The organism is Myxococcus eversor (genome assembly GCF_010894455.1).
Lineage (GTDB): Bacteria > Myxococcota > Myxococcia > Myxococcales > Myxococcaceae > Myxococcus > Myxococcus eversor.
Genome location: NZ_JAAIXY010000006.1, coordinates 322514 through 342348, shown reverse-complemented (window position 1 = coordinate 342348; position 19835 = coordinate 322514). Strand labels below are relative to the sequence as shown.

Sequence of the window (19835 nt, the reverse complement as noted above, 5' to 3'; positions counted from 1 at the left end):
TTGGAGGCGAGCAAGCAGCGAGAACCCGACTCGCGGTACCCGCCCGGTGGCCCTATACTCGTCCCCGCCCCCAGGCCTGAATGATCGTCAAGTGCGCGCGGTGCCAGACACGGTTCAAGATCCCCGACGAGAAGGTGACCGAAAAGGGGGTCAAGGTCCGCTGCACCAAATGTCAGAACACGTTCCGCGTCACCCGCGAACATGGCGGGGAGGATGCCGGTGCGTCCTCGCCTCCCTCCTCGGCCGGGCAGGCCGACCCGTTCGCTGAGTTCGGAGCCGCTCCAGACCCGAAAGGCGTGGAAGTCACACGGCCCGGCTTCTTCGCCCAGGGCGTCGCCGCCACGCGCACGGAGCCCGCGTCGTCTGGAAATCCCTCCTGGAACAGCATGGATGGGGAGCTCGACGACGGAGTCTTCCGCGAGCCCACCCGCATCGGTCCGATGCCTCGGCCGCCGCTCCAGGCCCCGGAGTCGCCCGGCGCCGGCACGGCGCGCAATGGGGGCGCTGTTCCCTTGCCCGCACCGCCCGAGGCCGTTCGTCCACCAGTGGACACATCGACCGGGCTGTACGGTGGCGCGGTGCCGCCTCCCGTCGACGAAGGCGCGGCGATGTTCTCGGGCGCGGTGCCCCTGCCAGGTGGTTCGGGCCCGGGAGTCGCTTCGCCTCGCGGTGCGTCACCGGGTGCGATGACGCGTCGGCCCATGCCGCCGCCTCCGCCCGCCGCGCTGCGCCAGGGTGGAGGGGCAGCACCAGGCTCACTGGGGCCTGGCGAGGACGACCCGTTCGCGGACTTCATGTCCGCTCCGATGCCGGGAGGGGCGGAGGATCCATTCGACTCACTGCCCGCGCCCGTGACGGGGCCGAGCATCGCCGACCGTCGACCCGTGGCTCCCGCCGCGCGGGTGGCTCCGCCTCCTGCTCCTCCCAGCGTGGAGGAGGATCCGTTCGCGTCCATCGACATCGACGACGCGACGGTGACAGGGAGCCCGCCGGTCCAGGCTCCGCCGGCTCCACCCAGTGCGGAGGAGGATCCGTTCGCGTCCATCGACATCGACGACGCGACGATGACGGGACAGCCTCCGTTCTCTTCGTCGGCGCCCCCCGCGCGTGGGGCCCTTCCGAGTGCTCCGCCCGCCGCGACCGGGGCTCCGCCGGGTGCTCGTGCCGCTGTGGCGCAAGCTCCCGCGCAGCGTGCGGCCGCCGCGGGTGTGCCTGCTTCCGACGTGCGAGCGCCGCTCGGCTCCGCGCCCCGGCCGGGAGTACCTGGGGCCGCATCCGCGCCTCGTGCCGCTCCGGCGGGTGCGGCCGTGCCTTCCGGAGTCTTGGCGGGTGCGACGGGTGCTCCATCCGCGCCCCGTGGGGTTTCGGCGGGAGCTCCACTCACCGCATCGCCCGCGCGTGCCGCCCAGTCGGGAGCCGCCTTCCTGGGGACCGAGGGCGGGACCTTGCCTGGGCGTCCTCCTCACCAGGGGGCCGCCCCGTCGGCACGTCCGGCTGGCGGCGCGGCGCCGTACTCCGCGCCCGAAGACGCGACGGTCCCCGGCCGTCCTCCGCTTCAGGCCGCGCCGAGCGACGCGGACCCGTTCGCATCTCTCGACCTCGACGACGCGACGAAGCCCGGCCGTCCTCCGCCGCAGGCGGCCCCCAGTGGCGCGGACCCGTTCGCGTCACTCGACCTCGGCGATGCGACGGTGCCCGGTCGTCCTCCGCTTCAGGCGGCGCCGAGTGGCGCGGATCCATTCGCGTCACTCGACCTCGACGACGCGACGAAGCCCGGTCGTCCGCCACAGCCGTCCGCCGGCCTGGGCCCCGCTTCACCTCCCGATGCCCAGGACCTGTTCGGCCACGCCTCGGATGGCGACTTCGGTGAGCACGCGGGCGTACAGCCCTCCGACACCGGGCGCGCCGAGCTGTTCGGCTCCTCGTCCCATGATTCGCTCGGGCTCGATGACTCCCAGGCGCACTCGGCGGGCTCGCTCCTGGACGACGTTCCTCCTCCGGACGAGGGCCTGGACTTCGGTGGCGTCACCCTCGGCCGCATTGGCGGGGCAGGGGTGGGGCAGCGCGAGGTCCTCGAGTTGGATCCGCAGATGTCCACCGCGCCCGTGGTCTCCGTGGCCAAGCCCACGGCCCGGCCGGAGGACGTCGGAATCCCCCAGGGCCGCCCGCCGAGCCGCGCGCGCAAGGTGACGGCGCTGCTCGTCAACCTCGTGGTGGCCGCCGCGCTCGTGGTGGGACTGGGCGCGGTGGGCAGCGTCTATCTGAGCGAAGGGCGACTGGACCTGTCGGTGCTGTCGCCCGAAAGCCTGCGCGCCCTCTTCGTCCCCGAGCCCAAGCCGCTGGTGGCGCTCGACGTCTCCAACGGCCTGTACGAGACGCAGTCTGGACGCCCGCTCTTCTTCATCCGGGGCGACGTGGAGAACCGGACCGGCGCGGCGACCCATGTCCGCGTGCGCGGCGCGCTCTTCGACGGTGACCAGCGCGTGCGCTCCGTCGAGGGGCTCGCGGGCCTGGTGGCCACTCCCGAGGAGCTTCACGCCGTGGGCAACGCGGAGGCGGCTCAAGCCCTGCGCAAGCGCCTGGACGCGGGAGCAGCCTCCGTCGCGCCCGGGGCCCGCGCGCCCTTCCTCCTCGTGTTCCATGAGTATCCGGCGGCCCTCGGGAGCTTCCGGCTCGAAGTCTCGGTGGAGGCCGTCCCAGCGCCCGCCGCCGAGGCCGTCCCCGCCCCCACGGAGGCCGTGCCTTCCCAGGCACCCGCCCAGGCCGCGCCCACGGAGTAAGCGCCATGCCCTCGTTGGACGACGCACGCAACGTCGCCAGGTTCCTCCACGCCCTGGGTGGAGGCGCCGAGGTGCGCCGCAAGGCCGCCGCGAGGGAGCTGTCTCGCGGCGACCCGTTCGACGCGAACGAGCTGGTGGGGCACCTCATCTCCCTCTCGCGTCAGGGCTGGGAGCCCGCCACCTGTGTGCTGTCCGACTTCCTGGCCGCGCTGGCGCAGGAGGCGGAGCACATCCCCCACGTCACCGAGCTGCGCAGGCTCGCGCATGTGCAGGCGCTCGACACGGTGGCGGACCTGTTCGCGCAAGGCCCCGCGAAGCGGGAGATGAACCCGGACGCCGCCGCGCGCGCGGACGCCAACGCCTTCTCCCAGTCACTGGGGCACCTCAAGCAGCAGGCCCGGCTCACGAGAGACCCGGACACGCTGTCCCGCCTGGCCACCGTCAGCAACCCGTCCGTGCTGCGCAACGTCCTCATCAACCCGCGCCTCACCGAGGACCTGGTGGTGCGCATCGCCGCCCGCCGTCCGGCCCGCCCGGAGCCGCTGCTGGAAATCTGGCGCTCTCCCCGCTGGTCCGTGCGCCACACGGTGCGCCGCGCGCTCGTCTTCAACCCGTACCTGCCCCCCGAAATCGGCGCGAAAATCGTTCCGCTGCTCAACACCAGTGACTTGCGCGAGCTCCACGCGAGCGCCGGGCTGCACCTGTCCCTGAGGGAGCAGGCCGCGCGACTGCTGGCGGAAGGGGCGGCCTCGCTTCAGCCCGCGCCGGAGGAAGCGTCCGAGCCCGCGAGCGGAACCCGTCACCTGCACGACTGAATGGCGGCGAAAAGAGGAGGCGGGCGGACTAGCGGCGACGCGTTGAATCCGGCTCGCTGAACTCGGCGTCCGTGGAGCCCCGGCGCGAGGACGGCAGCGACTTCGCGTCGACCAGGTCCTCGCCCTTGGAGGCCTTGCGGAACGAGTAGACGAACTTGCCCACCGCGTTGCCGAGCTGGCCCATCCGGGCGGCCGAGAAGACCACCAGCAGGATGAAGCCGAGGAGGATGATTTCGCCGAGGTGAAGGCCCAACATGATGAACTCAGAGTGCAGCAAAGGGGTAGGGGAGGCAAGCCGCGCGTCCACCCGCTGACGCCCGTCCGCACTTCTGCTGCGCGGGAAGGCTCATCCAGCGCACACTGAGCCCATGCTCCTGCTTGCCCACCGAGGCGCCTCCGCCGACGCCCCCGAGAACACCCTGGAAGCCTTCACGGAGGCCGCCCGGCAGGGGGCCGACGGCGTGGAGCTGGATGCCATGGTGTGCGGCTCGGGCGAGGTAGTCGTCTGCCACGACGAGCGGCTGGAGCGCCTGGCGCGCCTTCCCTGGGAGGTGCGCCACACGCCCTGGTGGAAGCTGCGCCGCGCGGACGTGGGGACGGCGCTGGGCTTCGCTCCGGCGCGCATCCCCTTGCTGGAGGAGGTGCTGGAGGCGCTGCCGTCGCAGTTCGTCGTCAACATCGAGCTGAAGTGCGACCGGTTCGACGACGACGGCCTCTCCCGGAAGGTGGCGGAGCTGGTGCGTCGCCTGGGGCTGGCCGAGCGCGTGGTCATCTCCAGCTTCAACCCGCTGTGCCTCTTCCGCCTGCTCGCCGTCGCGCCCGAGCTGCGGCGGGGCTACCTCATCGACCCGGACCGGCGCTGGGGCGTGCACGCGTACGCGGTGAGCCCGCTCGTCTCGTCCCACTCGGTGCACCCCTACTACGAGGACTGCACTCCGGAGCGGGTCGCCACCTGGCGCGCCGCGGGGCTGCGGGTGGCCACCTGGACGGTGGACGACGCCACGAAGGCCCGCGCGCTGGAGCAGATGGGCGTCAGCTACCTCATCACCAACCGGCCCGGCGCGCTGCGAGAGGCCCTGCGCGCCGCGGCCTGACCGCCCGCGCCTAGAAGTCCAGGCCCAGCGTGGTGCTGAAGGCGAACACCGCGGGCAGGCCCCGGTCCTCGAGCGCGTTCGGATTGTCCGCGCGAGGCGTCTCGACGCTGCCGGTGCGGGTGAGCGACAGCTCCGCGCCCAACTGGAGCACGCCGCCGATGAAGCGCACGCCGCCGTAGATGCGCTGATTCACGTTGTCGCCGAAGGACACCTTCGCGTAGTTGGCCGTGCCGTCCAGCGCCTCGCGCGAGTCGTTGCCGAGCGAGTCCTCGTAGTCGCGCGTCGGGTCGAAATCGAGGCGGCTGGTGGTGGCTCCGACGAAGCCCAGGTCCAGGCCACCGTAGGGCGTCAGCGTCACCATGCCGCCCAGCGGGAACTGCTTGCCCACGCCGATGTCCAGGCCCATCACCGTCAGGCTCAGGTCCCGGGCGCCGAACAGCTTCGTCGCGTGCCCGCGCACGCTCACGTCCGGGAGCCACGTGAAGCCCTCGTTGACGGCCCACTTCACCTCGCCGGTGGCCACCACCTGGCTGCTCTTCTCCACCCAGCCCACGCGCCCGCCCAGCTCCAGCGAGAAGGGCAGGCCCTTGCGCACGTGGAAGGAGGGGATGAGCACCGTGGAGGGCTGGTCCACGTTCTCCGTGGGGATGCGCACGCTGTCCGGCAGCGACACCACGGACAGCTCCGCGTTGATGGCCCAGGCCGAGTGCCCCGTCGTCTCCGGCGGCATCAGGTTCGCCGAGGTGATCGCGGCGCCCATGACGCGGGCGAAGGCGCGGAAGTTCGCGTTGGCGGCGGCGTTGGAGCCATCCGCCGCATTCGGATCACCAAAGTCCGAGATGCGCAGGTCGTTGTCGTCCGCGTATGCGGTCGCTCCCGAGACACACGCCGCCAGGGCGAGCCACCGACTGAACGTCCGCATTCGAGTCACCGCCTCCCGGGAACCCGCCGGCCGGGGGCGCCCCACAGCGGCGGACGCTAACGCCAGCCCGCGAGGAGCGTCAACAAAACGGGCGGCCCTTCCGACGAGTCTCTTGAAGAGGACCCACCGGAGGGGCCGCCCGGAAGGCGGCGCCGCGTGTCGTCAGACGCCTACTGCGGCTGCGGCTTCACCCCACCGGGGCTCTGGCCGGTGACCTTCTGGGCCACCTCCGCCGGACGGCGGCGGATGACCAGGGTGCGGCGGCTGGCGAAGTCGGTGCTCTCGCGAGCCACCACCAGCACGTTGTTGTTGCCTTCCTTGAGGTTGAACTCGGTGGAGAACTTCAGGGTGTTCGGCTCGCCACCCTTCGGGTCCACGCCCTTGAAGTAGACCTTCTGGTCGTTGACCAGAACGTACACGTCCAAGAGGCCGTTGGGGTCCGTCACGACGCCGGACAGGGTGAACTTCTCCCCGTTGGCGACCAGGCCGCCCGCGGACGGGTCCGCGTCCAGCTTGATGTCCGGCGGACGGCGCGTCGTCGTCCAGGCCAGCTTCGGCGCGGTGGGCTTGCCCGCCTTCACCTCCTTGGCATCCTGGGCACGCACGAAGCCGAAGCGGCCCTTCTCCAGCTCCACGCGGTAGAAGCCCTTGTTCGCGGCCTCCACCGGCAGCACCGCGGTGGCGTTCAGCTTCGCCACCGTGCGGGCACCCTCCACGGGCGAGCCGAAGACCTCGGTCTTCTCCGTGACGCGCACCGCGCCCTTCTTCGCCTCCAGCGTGGCCACGGCCGCGTCCTTCACGGGCAGCTCCATCTTCTCCATGACGAACTCCTCCAGCGGCTCGTCGATGATGGCCAGCTTCAGCGGGAAGGTGTCGCCCTTGTAGCCCTTCTTCACCTCCACCTGGAACCGCGCCGTCTTCGTCTCGCCGGCCTTCAGCTCGCCCAGCTTGAAGCGACCCTTCTCGATGAAGATGTTCGCGTCCCCGCCATTCTTGATCTGCGTGAACGAGTCCATCGCGACGCCGGGGCCCACGTTCGTCACGTCGAGCAGCACCGCCACCGTCTCGCCGCGCTGAACCGTGCCGTCGCCGTTGCAGCTGGCGCAGTCATCCACCACCTGCCAGTTGAAGGCGAAGGACGGCCGCGGCAGCTCCGCGAAGTTCAGCTCCGACACGCGCGTCTCCGGCAGCGCGCCCTGGTCATCGAAGAAGCGCACCGTCACGTCGTCGCGGCGGCTGGTGAGGTCCTTGGGCAGGCGCACCTTCACCTTCCAGGACTTCTTCTCGCCCGGGTTCAGCGCGCCGAAGAGGAACTCGCGGCGGTCCAGGAAGGCGTTGTCGCTCTCCGTCCAGGCGCGCACGCGCTTGAGCGGCTCGGTGCCCTTGTTCTCCGCCGTCACCACCATCTCCAGCAGGTCGCCGGCGTGAATCTTCGTGTCCGGCGTCGGCGTCAGCGTGCCCGTCAGCTGCACGTTCTTCGGCGTGGGACCGGCGCTCCAGTCCACACCCAGCGCGGCGATGGCGGCGTTGATGCGGGTCTCCTCCTCGCGGCGCTTCTGCTCGATGAAGCCCTTGCCCTGCTGGAGCTGCTGCTCACGGGTGGCCGCCGGGGCCTTCAGCACGTAGTCCCGCGCGAACTGCACCTCGAAGTCCTCCTTGATCTCCTCCTGGGACTCCGCGTCCAGCTGGTCGTCCAGGTCCTCGCCCTGGCCCGCCACGTCGAGCAGCGGGTCGTTCTCCCCATGCGGCTTCTTGTCGGCGGCCTTGTCCGCGACGACGGCCTTCGGATCCTTCTTCGGCTCCTCCTTCGCGGCGGTGGCCAGCTTCTCCTGCTGCTTGGGGTCCACCTTCAGGTACTTGAGGCTCTCGCGCGGCTTCTCGCGGTCCAACACGTCCTCGCGCTTCTTCGCGACGGTGGCCGAGTCCGGGTTGCCGAAGTGCTGATCCAGGTCCGCCTCGCCCATGGAGCGGCGCGACGCGAACACGTCCACGCGCTCGTCGGTGACGCGGGTGGGGACGAGCTGGATGTCCGGGACGATGCCCACCTCCTGGATGGATTTGTCGCCCGGCGTCAGGTACTTGGCGATGGTCAGCTTCAGCGCGCTGTCATCCGGGAAGTCGTACAGCACCTGCACGCTGCCCTTGCCGAACGTCTGCCGGCCGATGATGACCGCGCGGTTGAGGTTCTTCAGCGCGCCCGCCACGATTTCCGACGCGGAGGCGCTGCCCGCGTTGACGAGCACCGCGATGGGATACGTGTCCTCGCCCTCGGTGGGACGCGCGCGCTTCTCCTCGCGCAGCTTGTCCGACAGGCCCACCGTCGCGACGATGGTGCCCGTGGACAGGAACGTGTCGGACACCTGGATGGCCTGTTCCAGGAGGCCGCCCGGGTTGCCGCGCAGGTCCAGCACCAGGCCCTTGAAGCCGCCCTTGGCGTCCGCCTGCTTGCGCAGGTCACCGAGCGCCGACTCCAAATCGCGGGTGGTGTTGCCCTGGAAGTTCTTCAGGCGGATGTAGCCCACGTTGCCGGAGAGCATCTTGTGCTGGACGCTCTCGATGGAGATCATCGCGCGGGCCAGCGTCATCACGCGCGGCTTGTCCCAGCCGTCGCGCTCCACGGTAATCGTGATGCGGCTGTCCACCGGGCCGCGCAGCTTGGACACGGCCTCGTTGAGGTCCATGTTGACGGTGGACTCCTCGCCAATCTTCTTGATGCGGTCATCCTTCTGGATGCCGGAGCGGTGCGCGGGCGTCTTGGGCAGCACCTTGACGACGGTGAGGTTGCCCTCGCGCATCTGGATGACGAAGCCCAGGCCGCCGAACTCGCCCTTGGTGGACAGCTTCATCTCCCGGTACAGCTCCGGGCGCAGCAGCACCGAGTGCGGGTCCAGGGTGGACAACATGCCGTTGACGGCCGCGTACTCGATGTCGCGCGTGTCCTCGATGGGACGCATGTTCTTCGACAGGAAGTCGAACACGTCCTTGAGGGCGAAGGACATCTTCCACAGCGAGTCGACGTGGCCGATGTCGAACTCGCGCGTCTTGCCGTTGACGTTGACCGACAGCTTGCCCGTCTCCGGGTTGCCGTCCACCAGCACGTCCGGAACGCTCTTCTCCACGTACTCGAGCGAGGAGATCATCATCTCCTTCGGCTTGATGCGCTTGGGGTCGACGTAGTTTTCCTTCACGTAGAGGATGACCTTGGTCAGCACGCGAAGGCTGTTGAGGTCGTGAGGTGCCTTCTCGCCCTTGGCGGAGGGCAGGCTGCCATCCCAGGTGCCTTGTCCCTGCCCGGCCTCGGCCGCTCCCATCATCAATGGAATCGGCGCCCGGTGGTTGCCCACGAGGGCCCAGGCGCCGAGGAGCACGGCAACAGCGGCGATGCGGCGGAGAAAACGCGGCATGTGATTCATCCAAGCTGGAGCGCGTCGCCGCGCCCCGGGGTGTGGCGTGAAATGCCTAGAAAATCCGAACGTTTGAAACGGTAGCTGGGCATTGAAGCGGCCGGGCAAGCCTAATCACGGCTTTCTGGTGCTTCAAGGCATCGACTCTCCGCTGAAGAGGCAGAACGTCCCTGGCGGGCACTGCGTTCCCGTCTTGGAGAGACCGACAGTCGGTGGAGGCGTTTATTTCAGGGCAACGCCCCCTGGCTGCTCGTGGGCGGAGGCGGCAGGACGTTCGCCTCGCGCAGCCCTCGGTACAGGAGCGTCCCGGCGACGATGGCCACGGGCAGGAAGAAGGTATTCACCACGGGGACCCAGAGGAGCAGGTAGACGCCCGCTCCCAGGCCCAGGCCCAGGGCCCGGCGCTGCCTCAGCATGCGCCTCACCTCGGCGAAAGGGTAGAGGTGACGTGTCATGGGGGCGGCCAGGTACTCGCCCGCCATCCAGGTCATGGTCCACAGGCCGCCGAGCACCGTCCACAAGACACTCCCCACCCCGGGGATGAGGTGGAGCGGCAGCAGGAGCGTCAGCCCGGCGAGCAGGAAGAACAGCCGCGCCAGCGTGTGCGCGAGCCCGGTGGCGATGCCCCGCACGAAGCTGGCCAGGGTGAAGGGCGGACCGTCGCCTCCCCCACAGAGGGCCTCGGTGGCCTCGGACAGGGGGTCCTGGAGGGGGGCGAGCAGGAGCGGAGGCACGACGTTGGCCCCCACCACCCAGAGCACCAGGCCCGACAGGACGAGCACCGTGTACCAGGCCCCCCGGCCGTACCAGGACTCCGGCTGGGTCCAGAAAGAGCCCAGGGCCCCCGGGGCGTAGTGCCACAAAAGCCACGCCAGACCCACCAGGGCCACCGCGGTGACGGCGGCGCACGCGGCGGACAGGACGAAAAGGCGCCGGGAGCGGAAGATGAGGCCGAAGGCCCGGCCGAGCAGGCCCAGCCCCTGGAAGAAGTCGGTCAGGCGGGGCTGCGGGGAGATGGAAGGGACGGGGGATGGGGGGGGCATGGCGGGGCCGGTGTGCAAATCGAAAGCGGCTCTGGAGTTACACGTTATATAGGGCGCGCTCATGTCCCTCGACCTCAAGCGCGCCAACTCCGAGCCGATCACCTCCGTCGACATGCTGGTGTCGGGTTTTCGGTCCGCCGAGAAGCCCCAGGGCCACCTTCGCCTCGGTTTGGAGCACGAAAAGCTGCTCTTCCCCGTGGGTTCCGACGCTCCCGTTCCGTATGACGGGCCGTCCGGAGTCGGGGCCCTGCTCAACCGGCTGGCCCCCGACGGCTATGTCCCCTTCCGGGAGACGCCCGAGTCGCCGGTCATCGCCCTCCAGCGGGAGCGCGGCGAGGCCACCATCTCCCTGGAGCCCGGTGGACAGTTCGAGCTGTCCGGCAGCCCCTTCCATACGGCGCGAGAGGCTCACGCGGAGAACCTGGCCCACCTGAAGCAGGTGAAGGCGGCGGCGGGGGAGCTGGGGCTGCGGCTGGTGACGCTGGGGTACCGCCCCACGGGCACGACGGGGACGATGCCGTGGATGCCCAAGTCGCGATATCTGGTGATGCGGCGCACCCTGCCGGAGCGGGGCAATCTGGCGCTGAACATGATGTTGATGACGGCCACCGGACAGGTGTCGCTCGACTGGACGGACGAGGCGGACTGTGTCCGGAAGACGGTGGTGGTGGCGCGGCTGTCGCCGGTGATGAACGCGCTGTACGCCAACAGTCCCCTGGTGGACGGCAAGCCCTCCGGCTACCTGTCCTTCCGCAACCGCGTCTGGGACGAAGTGGACCCGACGCGCTGCGGCTACCTGCCCGCGTTCTTCGACGGCTCCTTCTCGTACCGGGCCTATGTCGAGTGGGCGATGAGCGCGCCGCTGCTCTTCCTGCGTCGCGAGGGCCAGTACCTGCACCCGAAGCTCACCTTCCGACAGTTGCTGGAGCAGGGCTTCGAGGGACAGCCTCCGGACCTGGCGGACTGGACGGACCACCTCTCCACGCTCTTCCCCGAGGTTCGCCTCAAGAAGGTCGTCGAGGTGCGTGGCGCGGACTGCGGGAACGCGGCGATGACGGGGGCGCTGGGCGCGCTGTGGCGCGGCATCCTCTATGACGCCACGGCGTTGGACGAGGCGGAGAAGCTGCTGCCCAAGCTCACGTACACCGAGCACCTGGCCTTCCACGACACCGCGCGCCGCGAGGGGCTGGCTGGAAAGCTGGGCTCGCGCGAGCTGTACCGGCTGGCGGAGGAGATGGTGGGCATTGCCCGTCGGGGCCTGCTGCGCCTGGACGCGGCGGATGCTCCGCTGCTGGAGCCGCTGGCGGAGGTGGCCGCGTCCAAGCGCTCCCCCGCGGCGGTGCTGCTCGAGGCGTGGGAGAAGGACCCACGCCCCGAGACGGTGCTCTCATTGGCGAGCGTGTGAAGCGGGGCGGCTAGAAGCGGCCGCCCAGCGTGAGGTTGGCGTTGAAGAGGCCGCCGCGTGCCTCTTCGTCGGTGCCCGGGCGATTCACGATGTCCTCGCCGCCGACGAGGCGATAGGTGGCCCGTGCTCCGGCGAACAGGACCTCGCCGAGGCGGTAGTCCACGCCGAGAGAGAAGGGCGTCTCGGTGATCCAGTCGTTGCGGTAGACGTCATCGGCGCCGCTGGTGGGGTTGATATAGCTCACGCCGAAGCCGACGCCCGCGTAGGGGCGCCAGCGCTCGTTGAGGGTCGGCCCGGCCTTGACCGTGAAGCCCAGGTTGTTGCGCCACAGACCCTCGCCCTCGTCATCGACGCGGCTCGTGGAGATGGGGAGCCGCTGGAGCTCCCATCCGGCTTCGATACCCACGTACTTCCAGGGATTGACGTCGGCGGTGATGCCCAGCAGCGGTCCCACGCCGACGTCCTCGCCCAGCGAGCCCGTGAAACTGCCGAGGCCCAATCGCACGTCCAGACCCGCCGTCGGGTTCTGTCGCATGCCCAGCTTCTTGGCCACGTTCTGCGCCCCCACGGCCGCCACGGCTGGAGTCGCCAGTCCGCAGGCCACCACGGCAACACCTCCCACGATCCATCGACGCATCGCATACCTCCTCGAAGTCTTGGTCAGCGCAAAGGTGGGCATCCGTTGAGTCGGTTACAGAGAGAGACCACTGGGGGGGCGGTGGTCCGAAAGGTCCGCGAGGGGCCTGACGGAGAGGCGCTCAGCGGCGACCGAAGAGCTTCTTCAAGCCCTTCAGCAGTCCACCGGGGCGCGCCTCGGGCTCGCCAATCAACGGCGAGCGGGCGACGAGCGCCTCGCGTGCCGCGTCGTCCAGGTCCTCGAGGGAGAGGGAGACAGGCTGGCGGCGAACTCCGGGCAGCGTGGCTTCCAACGAGAGTGCCGCGTCGGCGGTGAGCGCGAAGTGCAGCTCCACCTCGCCCGCGCGCTCCACGTTGAGCGAGAGCCGGCCCAGGTACTCGTTCTCCGCGGCGAGCGGCGAGGGGCCCTGGAAGAGGGCGAGCTCCAAGGGGCCTGGTGTCACGGGGATGACGAGCGTCTTGCCGGCGGGCAGCCGTGTCGTGCGCTCGAGCACCCGGCGCAGGGTGCCGCCTCGCTCGGCGACGCCAATGGGGGCGGAGAGGACTTCGGAGACAGAGGCGCCGGGCTTGCCGCCTTCGGACAGGAGGATGCCGTGGCCGAGCAGCGCGGCACCCAGGGCCACGGCGCCTCGCGCGTCGACGTCGTCGCGCACGGGCACGCCCAGGCTCTCCTCGAGCCGGCGGCGGACCAGGGGCGTGCGTCCCTGCCCGCCCACGAGCAGCACGGCGTCGAGGCCCTGGGGCGAGAGGGCGTTGGAGTCGAGCACCTCGCGCACGACGGAGGTGACGCGCTGGGCGAGGTCCGCGGTGAGGGCCTCCATGCGCTCTCGGGTGAGTGGAGGCACGGTGCCCGTGGACAGCGGCACCTCCACCTGTTCGCGCTCGGAGAGGGCCACCTTCGCGGTCTCGGCTGCGGTGCGCAGGTGGCCCCAGTCGAGCGGGTGCTCGGGGCGGGGGATGCCTTGGGCGGCGAGGTCACTGGCGAGCGCTTCCGCGATGCGAGAGTCGAAGTCCAGGCCGCCCACCATCGGGTCGCCGCCGGTGGTGATGACCTCCAGGTCATCGCCGGTGACCTGCACCACGCACACGCCGAGCCCACCGCCGCCCAGGTCCACGACGAGCACGCGCTTGCGAGCCATGCCGCGTCCGTGTCCGTGGGCGAGGGCCGCGGCGGCGGGGGCGGTGAGGATGCGCTGGGCGTCGAGCCCCGCGAGGGTGGCCGCGTCACGGAGGGCCGCGCGCTGGCGGTCCGTGAAGTGGGTGGGGGCGCAGATGACGGCGCGGGTGGCCTTGCGGCCGACGAAGGTGGTGGCGGCGTGCTTCAGCTCGCGCAGGAGCAGGGCGGTGAAGAGGGTGGGGGCGACGAGTCGTCCACCCAGTTCCACGCAGGCATCACCGCTCGGGTCGGCGGCGACGGGGAAGGGGAGCTGCGGGGCCAGGGCGCGGAGTCGGGGCGAGCGCGCGCGCAGGCCGAGCAGGCGCATGAGGCCGTGTGCGGCACGGCGGGGGGCGCGCATGGCCTCGACCTGGGCGGCGGGGCCGACGAGCAGCTCGTCGTTGCCGTCCACCGCGACGAGCGCTGGCAGTTCGTTGCCGTCAGTGCCCGGGAGTGGAACGAGTCGAGCGACGCCTTCGTGGAAGACGGCGACGCGTGCGTGCGAGGTGCCCAGGTCGATGCCGAGCACCACCTCCGGAATGGAAGGTGAGGTGGAGGGCGTGGAGACAGGGACTTCGAGGAGCGCACGGCGGCGGTTGCGCGCGGTGTCGGCGTCCTGGAGGGCAGGTGGCTCGGTGGGCTCGGCGCGCGCCTCGGTGATGGGGCGCGGGGCCGTGGTGGAAGTCGGCTCCGTGGGAGCAGGGGAGGGTGTGGTGGCCCCTGGTGATTGGGAGACGGAGCCGGCGGGACCCGTGTTACCGGCTTGAAAGGCCGGAAACACGGGGGCTTGGTCGGCCGTGGTTGCTGGCGGAGTGGAGGTGGACTCGCTGGAGTTGGCGCGGGACTCGGTTGAGCCGAGTGTGGCGAGCTCCGTGGAGGCCTGGGCGGCGGACGTTGTCGGTACACCTGTTGCCGTTGTGGAGGCGGACTCTCGGGTGTCGGTGCGCGTCTCGGCCGAGCCGGGGGCGGAGGACGTCACCGCTGCGCCTGTCGTCGGTGCGGCGGCGGACTCTCGCGTGTCGGTGCGCGTCTCGGGCGAGCCGGGCGCGGAGGACGTCGCTACTGCACTTGTCGCCGGTGCGGAGGTGGACACGATGGCGTCGGTACGCGTTCCAACTGGGCTGGGCGCGGTAGACGTCGTCGGTACACCTGCTGCCGTTGCGGAGGTGGAGGCGCTGGAGTTGTCTCGCGTCTCGGTCGAGCCCGTCGCGGAGGGCTCGTCGGAGGATGCCGTCAGTGAGCCCTGGGGCGCTGCGGACGTGTCGGTGCGTACCTCGGACGACGCGTTTTCCGTTGCGTCCTGCGCGGTTGTCAGCCCCAGGGTTGGCGTAGCCGTTCCTGCCGCTGTGGCACCCGTGTCGGCGAGCGTCCCGGGCATCTCTTGCGCGGCTGTCGCCGTGGAGGACTGCGCGGTCGGTGCGGCCGATGGCTCTGCGTGAGCTGGGGCTTCCGTGGACGGACGGGCCTCGGTGTTGGCGAGTGGCTCTATGCGTGCCGATGTGTCTCGGACCGTCGCGAAGGGCTCGTTCTCGATGCGAGACAGCGCCGCAGCCAGGGACTCCACGTCGGTATCGACGTTGGCCGCGATGTGGCCCGTGTCGACCCGGGAGGCGGCGGACGTCGACTCGATACGCGCCAGCGGGTCCGTGGACGAGTCCGCGTCAGTGGCGAAGGAGGACTCGTCACGCTCAGCGAGTGACCAGGTCGAGGTCTCTTTCGTGGCGCCTGCCACGGTGCCGCCGGAGCGGATCGCGATGCCCCACGGGTCTGTGTCGCTCGTGGCCTCGATGTGCGACGAGCCAGCCTGCGCCCCCGTCGAGGGAGTCGACTCGACGCCAGAAGAGGGCACCTCCGCGTTAACCGGTGCCGCCGAGCGGTTCTCCGTCTCGGTGTGTTCGTCGCCGATGGCCAGTGGGCTGAAGGGCGCAGGCTCGTCCTCGCGAGCTGATGCCTGTTCGGTGGACGCGTCGTGGACGGTGGGGGCGGCCACTTCGGTGGGACTGGCCTCCCACGCTGGGACCTCTGGAGTCCCGAACCAGGGAACCTCGGACGACGTGTCCTCGACAGGGTCCGACGTGTCCGTGCCAGAGAGGTCCGAAGGAGCGTCAGCGGAGACACTCGCAGAGGCCTCCCCTTCGAAACTCGAGACCGCTTCATTCCCGTCAATCGACGAGGGCTCGAAGGTCGAGGCCGCGTTCCCCGTGGCTGTGTCGTGCTCCTGGCCGAAAGCGTCGGGATTCGTGTCCGCGCCAACCACGGGTGCGCTCACCGCGCTCGCTGATGACTCCTCATCGGAGTCGAACAAGCTCGCGGTGATGTCGAAGTCGAGTTCGCGCTCGTCGTCAGCTGCGAGAGCGCTGCCCTCAGTGGGCGCGGCACTCCCCGTCCAAGCGGGCGACGCGGCCTCTGGCGTATTCCCGAAGCCCGAAGGCTCATCCGCGACCGGCGTACTCGCGTTGAGCGCCGCCGCATCTGACGGCTCACCATCGACTTGCCGTGGCGCCGTCGGTTCCGCGTCGACTGACAGACCCGCGCCGGTGTCCCCGACGTGCTGCTCACTTGAGGCGCCGTGCTGGCCCAGTGCCGTGCTGGGCGTCTCACCGTCATCGCTCGTGGGAGCGAAGCGGCCGCCTTGAGATGCCTCCGTGGCCTCGTCGGGCTCAGGTGGAAAGAGTCCACCTTGCGCCAGGTCGTCGCTCTCCGGCGCGAGGGGTTGCGCCTCCGGTGCACTCCTGGCCGCTATGAGGGCGTCCTGGGATACCGCGGGCACCTGCACGGGCGGCTCGGGCGCGCTGGGCGCAACCGGCCTGGGCGCCTGCGTCTTGCGAACCAATCCGGGGACCGTCTGCTGCGGCTCGGGTGCGGCACGACGTGCGACGACGCGGTCGACGAGCGCCTTGCTCGCGGCGTCCAGCTTCACGAAGCGCACCGTCATCCCGGTGCGCCCGGCGCCCGAGTCCACCTGTGCCTTCACCACCACGCCCTCGCCGCGCAGCAACCGGCTGCCATCCGCGAGGACGAACTCGAACGCCAGCCCGGTGCCCTCGGGCTTCAACGCGCGCGTGGCGACGAATACACCTCCGCGCGCCACGTTCGAGCCGTACTTGTCGACGAACTCCTCCTCCGTGCTGTACGGGAGGCGGATGCGCAGCGGAAGCAGCTTGGACACAAGCCCGCTCATCGCAGGGGGATCCGCACCTCTCCCCCCGTCCCTTGCATGACCAGGTGCAGGGCACCTTCCCGCAGGGCCGGCGGGGGGAGCTCGAACAGGAGGACGACGTCGGCGCGCTCTTCAGGGGCCCACGTCCGGCGCAGGGGACGAGTACCCGCGAGCACCTGCGCGTCCCTCGCCAGCACGAACGACGCGCCCTTCGCGTCCACCACCGTGGCCGACTCCAGGTCCAGCGTCACGGGCTGCGGGCCCACGTTCTGGGTGACGAGCTGCACCCGGAGGAACAGCTCCTCCGTCGTCACGCTCAGCTTCCCAGAGCCCTTCGCGGAGTGGGAGGACTCCAGCCCGGTCAGCTTCACCGCCACCGTGTCCACGTGCACCGTGTTGTTGCCCTCGGGCACGCCCAACTGCCGGGGCGCGGCATCTTCCAGTCCCGCGGCGAGTCCCGCGAGCTGCGAGTTCGGCGCGCCCCGGGTGGCCTCGGGGCCCTGGGCCGGGCGGCCTCCCTGGTTCACCCGGTCCACTTCCTGCCGCAGCTTCTGGAGCGTGCGCTCATCCGCCGTGCCCAGGGACTCGGACGAGGGCTCATCCTTCGTGCAGCCCCCGATGAAGAGGGCCGCAGCCAGGAGGCACGCCACCGGCGCCAGGGCGAGGGGAGAGCGAGCGCTCACGCGTTGCCCGCTCCCTTCACCAGCTCGTACAGCTTCTCCAGCGCGATGGGCAGCTTCGACGCGTCGGGACCGCCGGCCTGCGCCATGTCGGCCTTGCCGCCGCCCTTGCCGCCGACTTCCTTGGCCATCTCGCGCACCAGGTCACCCGCGCTGAGGCCCTTGGCCACCACGTCCTTCGTCAACGCGACGAGGATGATGGCGCGGCCGTCCTTCTCGCCGCCGATGGCGATGACGCCAGAGCGCATGCGGTCGCGGAGCTGGTCCGCCATGCCGCGGAACACCTTGTCGTCCGCCGGGTCCACCCGAGTGGCGAGCACCTTCATCCCGTTGACGTCGCGCGCCTGCTCCAGCAGGTCCTTGCTGCCCGCCGTGTTCGCCTTCACGGCCACTTCCTCGACCTTGCGCTCCAGCTCCTTCACGCGCTTCTGCGCCGCCTCCACGCGCTTGACCACGTCCTTGGGAGACGTCTTCAAGAGCTCGGCGGCCTTGCGCAGCTCGTGCTCCTGCTCTCGCACGTGCTGGAGCGCGCCCACGCCCGTGAGCGCGATGATGCGGCGCACGCCGGACGCCACGCCGCTCTCGCTGGAGAGCTTGAACAGACCGATGTCGCCGCTGCGCCGCACGTGCGTGCCGCCGCACAGCTCGGTGGACTCCGGATGCACGGTGACGACGCGAACCGTCTCGCCGTACTTCTCGCCGAACATGGCCACCGCGCCGGACTTCTTCGCGTCCTCGAGCGCCATGACGCGCGTCTCGGCCGCGGCGTTGTCGCGAATCCAGCCGTTGACCAGGTCCTCGACCTTCTCCGCCTGCTCGGACGTGACGGGCCCGAAGTGCGAGAAGTCGAAGCGCAGGAAGTCCGGCGCCACGACGGAGCCCGCCTGCTTCACGTGCTCGCCCAGCACCAGCTTGAGCGCCTTGTGCAGCAGGTGCGTCGCGGAGTGGTTCGCGCGGATGGCCTTGCGGCGCTCCACGTCCACCGCGGTCTGCACCATGTCGCCGACCTTGAACGTCCCCTCGGTGACTTCCACGGAGTGGACGATGAGGCCCGGCACCGGACGCTGAGCGTCCTTCACCTGTGCCACCGCCTTGCCGCCGTGGCCGACGATGTTGCCGCTGTCGCCGAGCTGACCGCCGGACTCGCCGTAGAAGGGCGTCCGGTCCAGCACCAGTTCCACCTTGTCACCCTGCGAGGCCTGCACCACCTCCACGCCGTCGCGAATCATCGCGCGGATGCTGCCCTCGCCCTCGTGGCCTTCACCCTCGTAGCCGAGGAACTCGGTGGTCCCGAGCTTCTCCACGAGCTTCAGGTAGACGTCGCCGACGGCCTTGTCCTTGTTGAGCTCGCCGCCCTTGCCGCGCTCGGCTTCCTTCACCAGCTCCGCGTCGAAGCCGGGGATGTCCGCGTCCAGCCCGTGCTCACGCAAGATGATCTGCGTCAAATCCCACGGGAAGCCGTAGGTGCCGTGGAGCAGGAAGACGTCCGCGCCGGACATCAGCGTCTCGCCCGCCTTCTTCATCCGGGTGACGCTCTCGTCAATCATCTTCATGCCGCGGCTGAGCGTGCGCCGGAAGCTCTCCTCCTCGTGCTCGGAGACCTTGAGCAGGAAGGGCCGGCTCTCGCGCAGCTCGGGGTACGCGTCACCCATCACCTCGATGACGCGGTCGACGACCTTGAAGAAGAAGAGCTGGTCCAGCCCCAGCAGCGTGCCGTGGCGAATCGCTCGGCGCATGATGCGGCGCAGGACGTAGCCCCGGCCCTCGTTGGAGGGCTGCACACCGTCCGCGATGAGGAACGCCGCCGCGCGACCGTGGTCCGCGATGACGCGGTGGGAGGCGCCCGTCTCCTGCGAGTACGGCTTGCCGGAGACCTCGACGACCTTCGCGATGATGTTCTGGAACAGGTCCGTGTCGTAGTTGGAGCGCTTGCCCTGCACGACGGAGGCGATGCGCTCCAGGCCCGCGCCCGTGTCGATGGACGGCTTGGGCAGCGGAATCAGCGGCGCGTCCTTCTCCTTGCGCTCGAACTGCATGAACACGAGGTTCCAGATTTCGAGCCACCGGTCGCAGTCGCACGCGACGCCCTGACACTTCTTGCCCGCCGCTTCCTCGACACAGGGGATGTCGTCACCCTGGTGATAGTGGATTTCGGAGCAGGGACCGCACGGGCCCGTCTCGCCCATGGACCAGAAGTTGTCCTTCTTGCCGAGCTTGAAGATGCGGTCGCGAGACACGCCCTGCTTCGCCCACAGCTCGAACGCCTCTTCATCCCAGGGGATGCCGTCCTCGCCGTTGAACACGGTGATGGACAGCCGCGCCTTGTCGAGTCCGAGCGTCTTCGTCACGAACTCCCAGCCGTACGCAATCGCGTCCGCCTTGAAGTAGTCGCCGAAGGAGAAGTTGCCGAGCATCTCGAAGAACGTGTGGTGCCGGGCCGTGTAGCCCACGTTGTCGAGGTCGTTGTGCTTGCCACCGGCGCGCACGCACTTCTGCGACGTGGTGGCACGCTGGTAGTCGCGCCGCTCGCGGCCGGTGAAGACATCCTTGAACTGGACCATGCCCGCGTTGGTGAACAGCAGGGTCGGGTCGTTCGCCGGCACCAGTGAGGAGGAGGGGACGCGGCGGTGTCCACGCTCCTCGAAGAACTTGAGGAACGCCTCTCGAATCTCGGAGGCGGTCAGGGCGGAAGGCATGGTGTGGGTATATGCCACAAGAGGAGGCCGCGCAGGAGTTCTTG

The 19835-nt window shown here is 70.0% G+C and carries 12 protein-coding genes and 1 pseudogene; 5 read left to right on the top strand and 8 right to left on the bottom strand.

From position 1 onward, the window contains the following. Positions 1 to 80 precede the first annotated feature (80 nt). From G4D83_RS47210 to G4D83_RS14965, 3 genes and pseudogenes are all read left to right on the top strand, one after another. A pseudogene (locus G4D83_RS47210) lies at positions 81 to 179 on the top strand (zinc-ribbon domain-containing protein); the annotation flags it as partial. Between the two features lie 117 nt (positions 180 to 296). Further along, positions 297 to 2780 (top strand): hypothetical protein, encoded by a 2484-nt coding sequence (locus G4D83_RS14970; RefSeq protein ID WP_420826637.1) that lies wholly within the window; start codon positions 297 to 299, stop codon positions 2778 to 2780. 5 nt (positions 2781 to 2785) lie between these two features. Continuing rightward, positions 2786 to 3595 carry a hypothetical protein gene (locus G4D83_RS14965; RefSeq protein ID WP_163865412.1) on the top strand — a complete coding sequence of 270 codons (810 nt, stop codon included), beginning with the start codon at positions 2786 to 2788 and terminating at the stop codon, positions 3593 to 3595. A 28-nt stretch (positions 3596 to 3623) separates the two neighbouring features. On the opposite strand, the gene G4D83_RS14960 is transcribed toward G4D83_RS14965, so the two are convergent. Further along, positions 3624 to 3851 carry a twin-arginine translocase TatA/TatE family subunit gene (locus G4D83_RS14960; RefSeq protein WP_163865411.1) on the bottom strand — a complete coding sequence of 76 codons (228 nt, stop codon included), beginning with the start codon at positions 3849 to 3851 and terminating at the stop codon, positions 3624 to 3626. A 112-nt stretch (positions 3852 to 3963) separates the two neighbouring features. Here G4D83_RS14960 and G4D83_RS14955 point away from each other — a divergent pair, with 112 nt between their 5' ends. Beyond that, positions 3964 to 4689: a glycerophosphodiester phosphodiesterase gene (locus G4D83_RS14955; RefSeq protein ID WP_163865410.1), complete on the top strand. Its 726-nt coding sequence runs from the start codon at positions 3964 to 3966 to the stop codon at positions 4687 to 4689. Between the two features lie 10 nt (positions 4690 to 4699). On the opposite strand, the gene G4D83_RS14950 is transcribed toward G4D83_RS14955, so the two are convergent. From G4D83_RS14950 to G4D83_RS14940, 3 genes are all read right to left on the bottom strand, one after another. Beyond that, the gene (locus G4D83_RS14950) at positions 4700 to 5611 is read right to left on the bottom strand and encodes a hypothetical protein (protein ID WP_163865409.1); all 912 of its coding nucleotides are present in this window, start codon (positions 5609 to 5611) and stop codon (positions 4700 to 4702) included. 170 nt (positions 5612 to 5781) lie between these two features. Then, positions 5782 to 9024: an MXAN_5808 family serine peptidase gene (locus tag G4D83_RS14945; RefSeq protein ID WP_163865408.1), complete on the bottom strand. Its 3243-nt coding sequence runs from the start codon at positions 9022 to 9024 to the stop codon at positions 5782 to 5784. A gap of 218 nt (positions 9025 to 9242) precedes the next feature. Continuing rightward, a complete protein-coding gene (locus tag G4D83_RS14940; protein ID WP_163865407.1) occupies positions 9243 to 10058 on the bottom strand; it encodes an EI24 domain-containing protein in 816 nt (271 codons plus the stop codon). Positions 10059 to 10119: 61 nt separating this feature from the next. Between G4D83_RS14940 and G4D83_RS14935 the strand changes: the two genes are divergently transcribed. Next, positions 10120 to 11463, top strand: coding sequence for a glutamate--cysteine ligase (locus G4D83_RS14935; protein WP_163865406.1), 1344 nt, complete (start codon positions 10120 to 10122; stop codon positions 11461 to 11463). A 10-nt stretch (positions 11464 to 11473) separates the two neighbouring features. On the opposite strand, the gene G4D83_RS14930 is transcribed toward G4D83_RS14935, so the two are convergent. The 4 genes from G4D83_RS14930 to alaS form a co-directional block, all read right to left on the bottom strand. Next, the gene (locus tag G4D83_RS14930; protein WP_176438092.1) at positions 11474 to 12100 is read right to left on the bottom strand and encodes an outer membrane beta-barrel protein; all 627 of its coding nucleotides are present in this window, start codon (positions 12098 to 12100) and stop codon (positions 11474 to 11476) included. Between the two features lie 121 nt (positions 12101 to 12221). Further along, complete coding sequence (locus G4D83_RS46080; RefSeq protein ID WP_240356333.1) at positions 12222 to 16424, bottom strand: TIGR02266 family protein; 4203 nt, start codon at positions 16422 to 16424, stop codon at positions 12222 to 12224. Between the two features lie 8 nt (positions 16425 to 16432). Then, positions 16433 to 17098 carry a hypothetical protein gene (locus tag G4D83_RS14915; protein ID WP_163865404.1) on the bottom strand — a complete coding sequence of 222 codons (666 nt, stop codon included), beginning with the start codon at positions 17096 to 17098 and terminating at the stop codon, positions 16433 to 16435. Next, positions 17095 to 19791 (bottom strand): alanine--tRNA ligase, encoded by a 2697-nt coding sequence (gene alaS / locus G4D83_RS14910; protein WP_163865403.1) that lies wholly within the window; start codon positions 19789 to 19791, stop codon positions 17095 to 17097. Before alaS ends, G4D83_RS14915 begins: the two co-directional genes overlap by 4 nt. Positions 19792 to 19835: the final 44 nt, after the last annotated feature.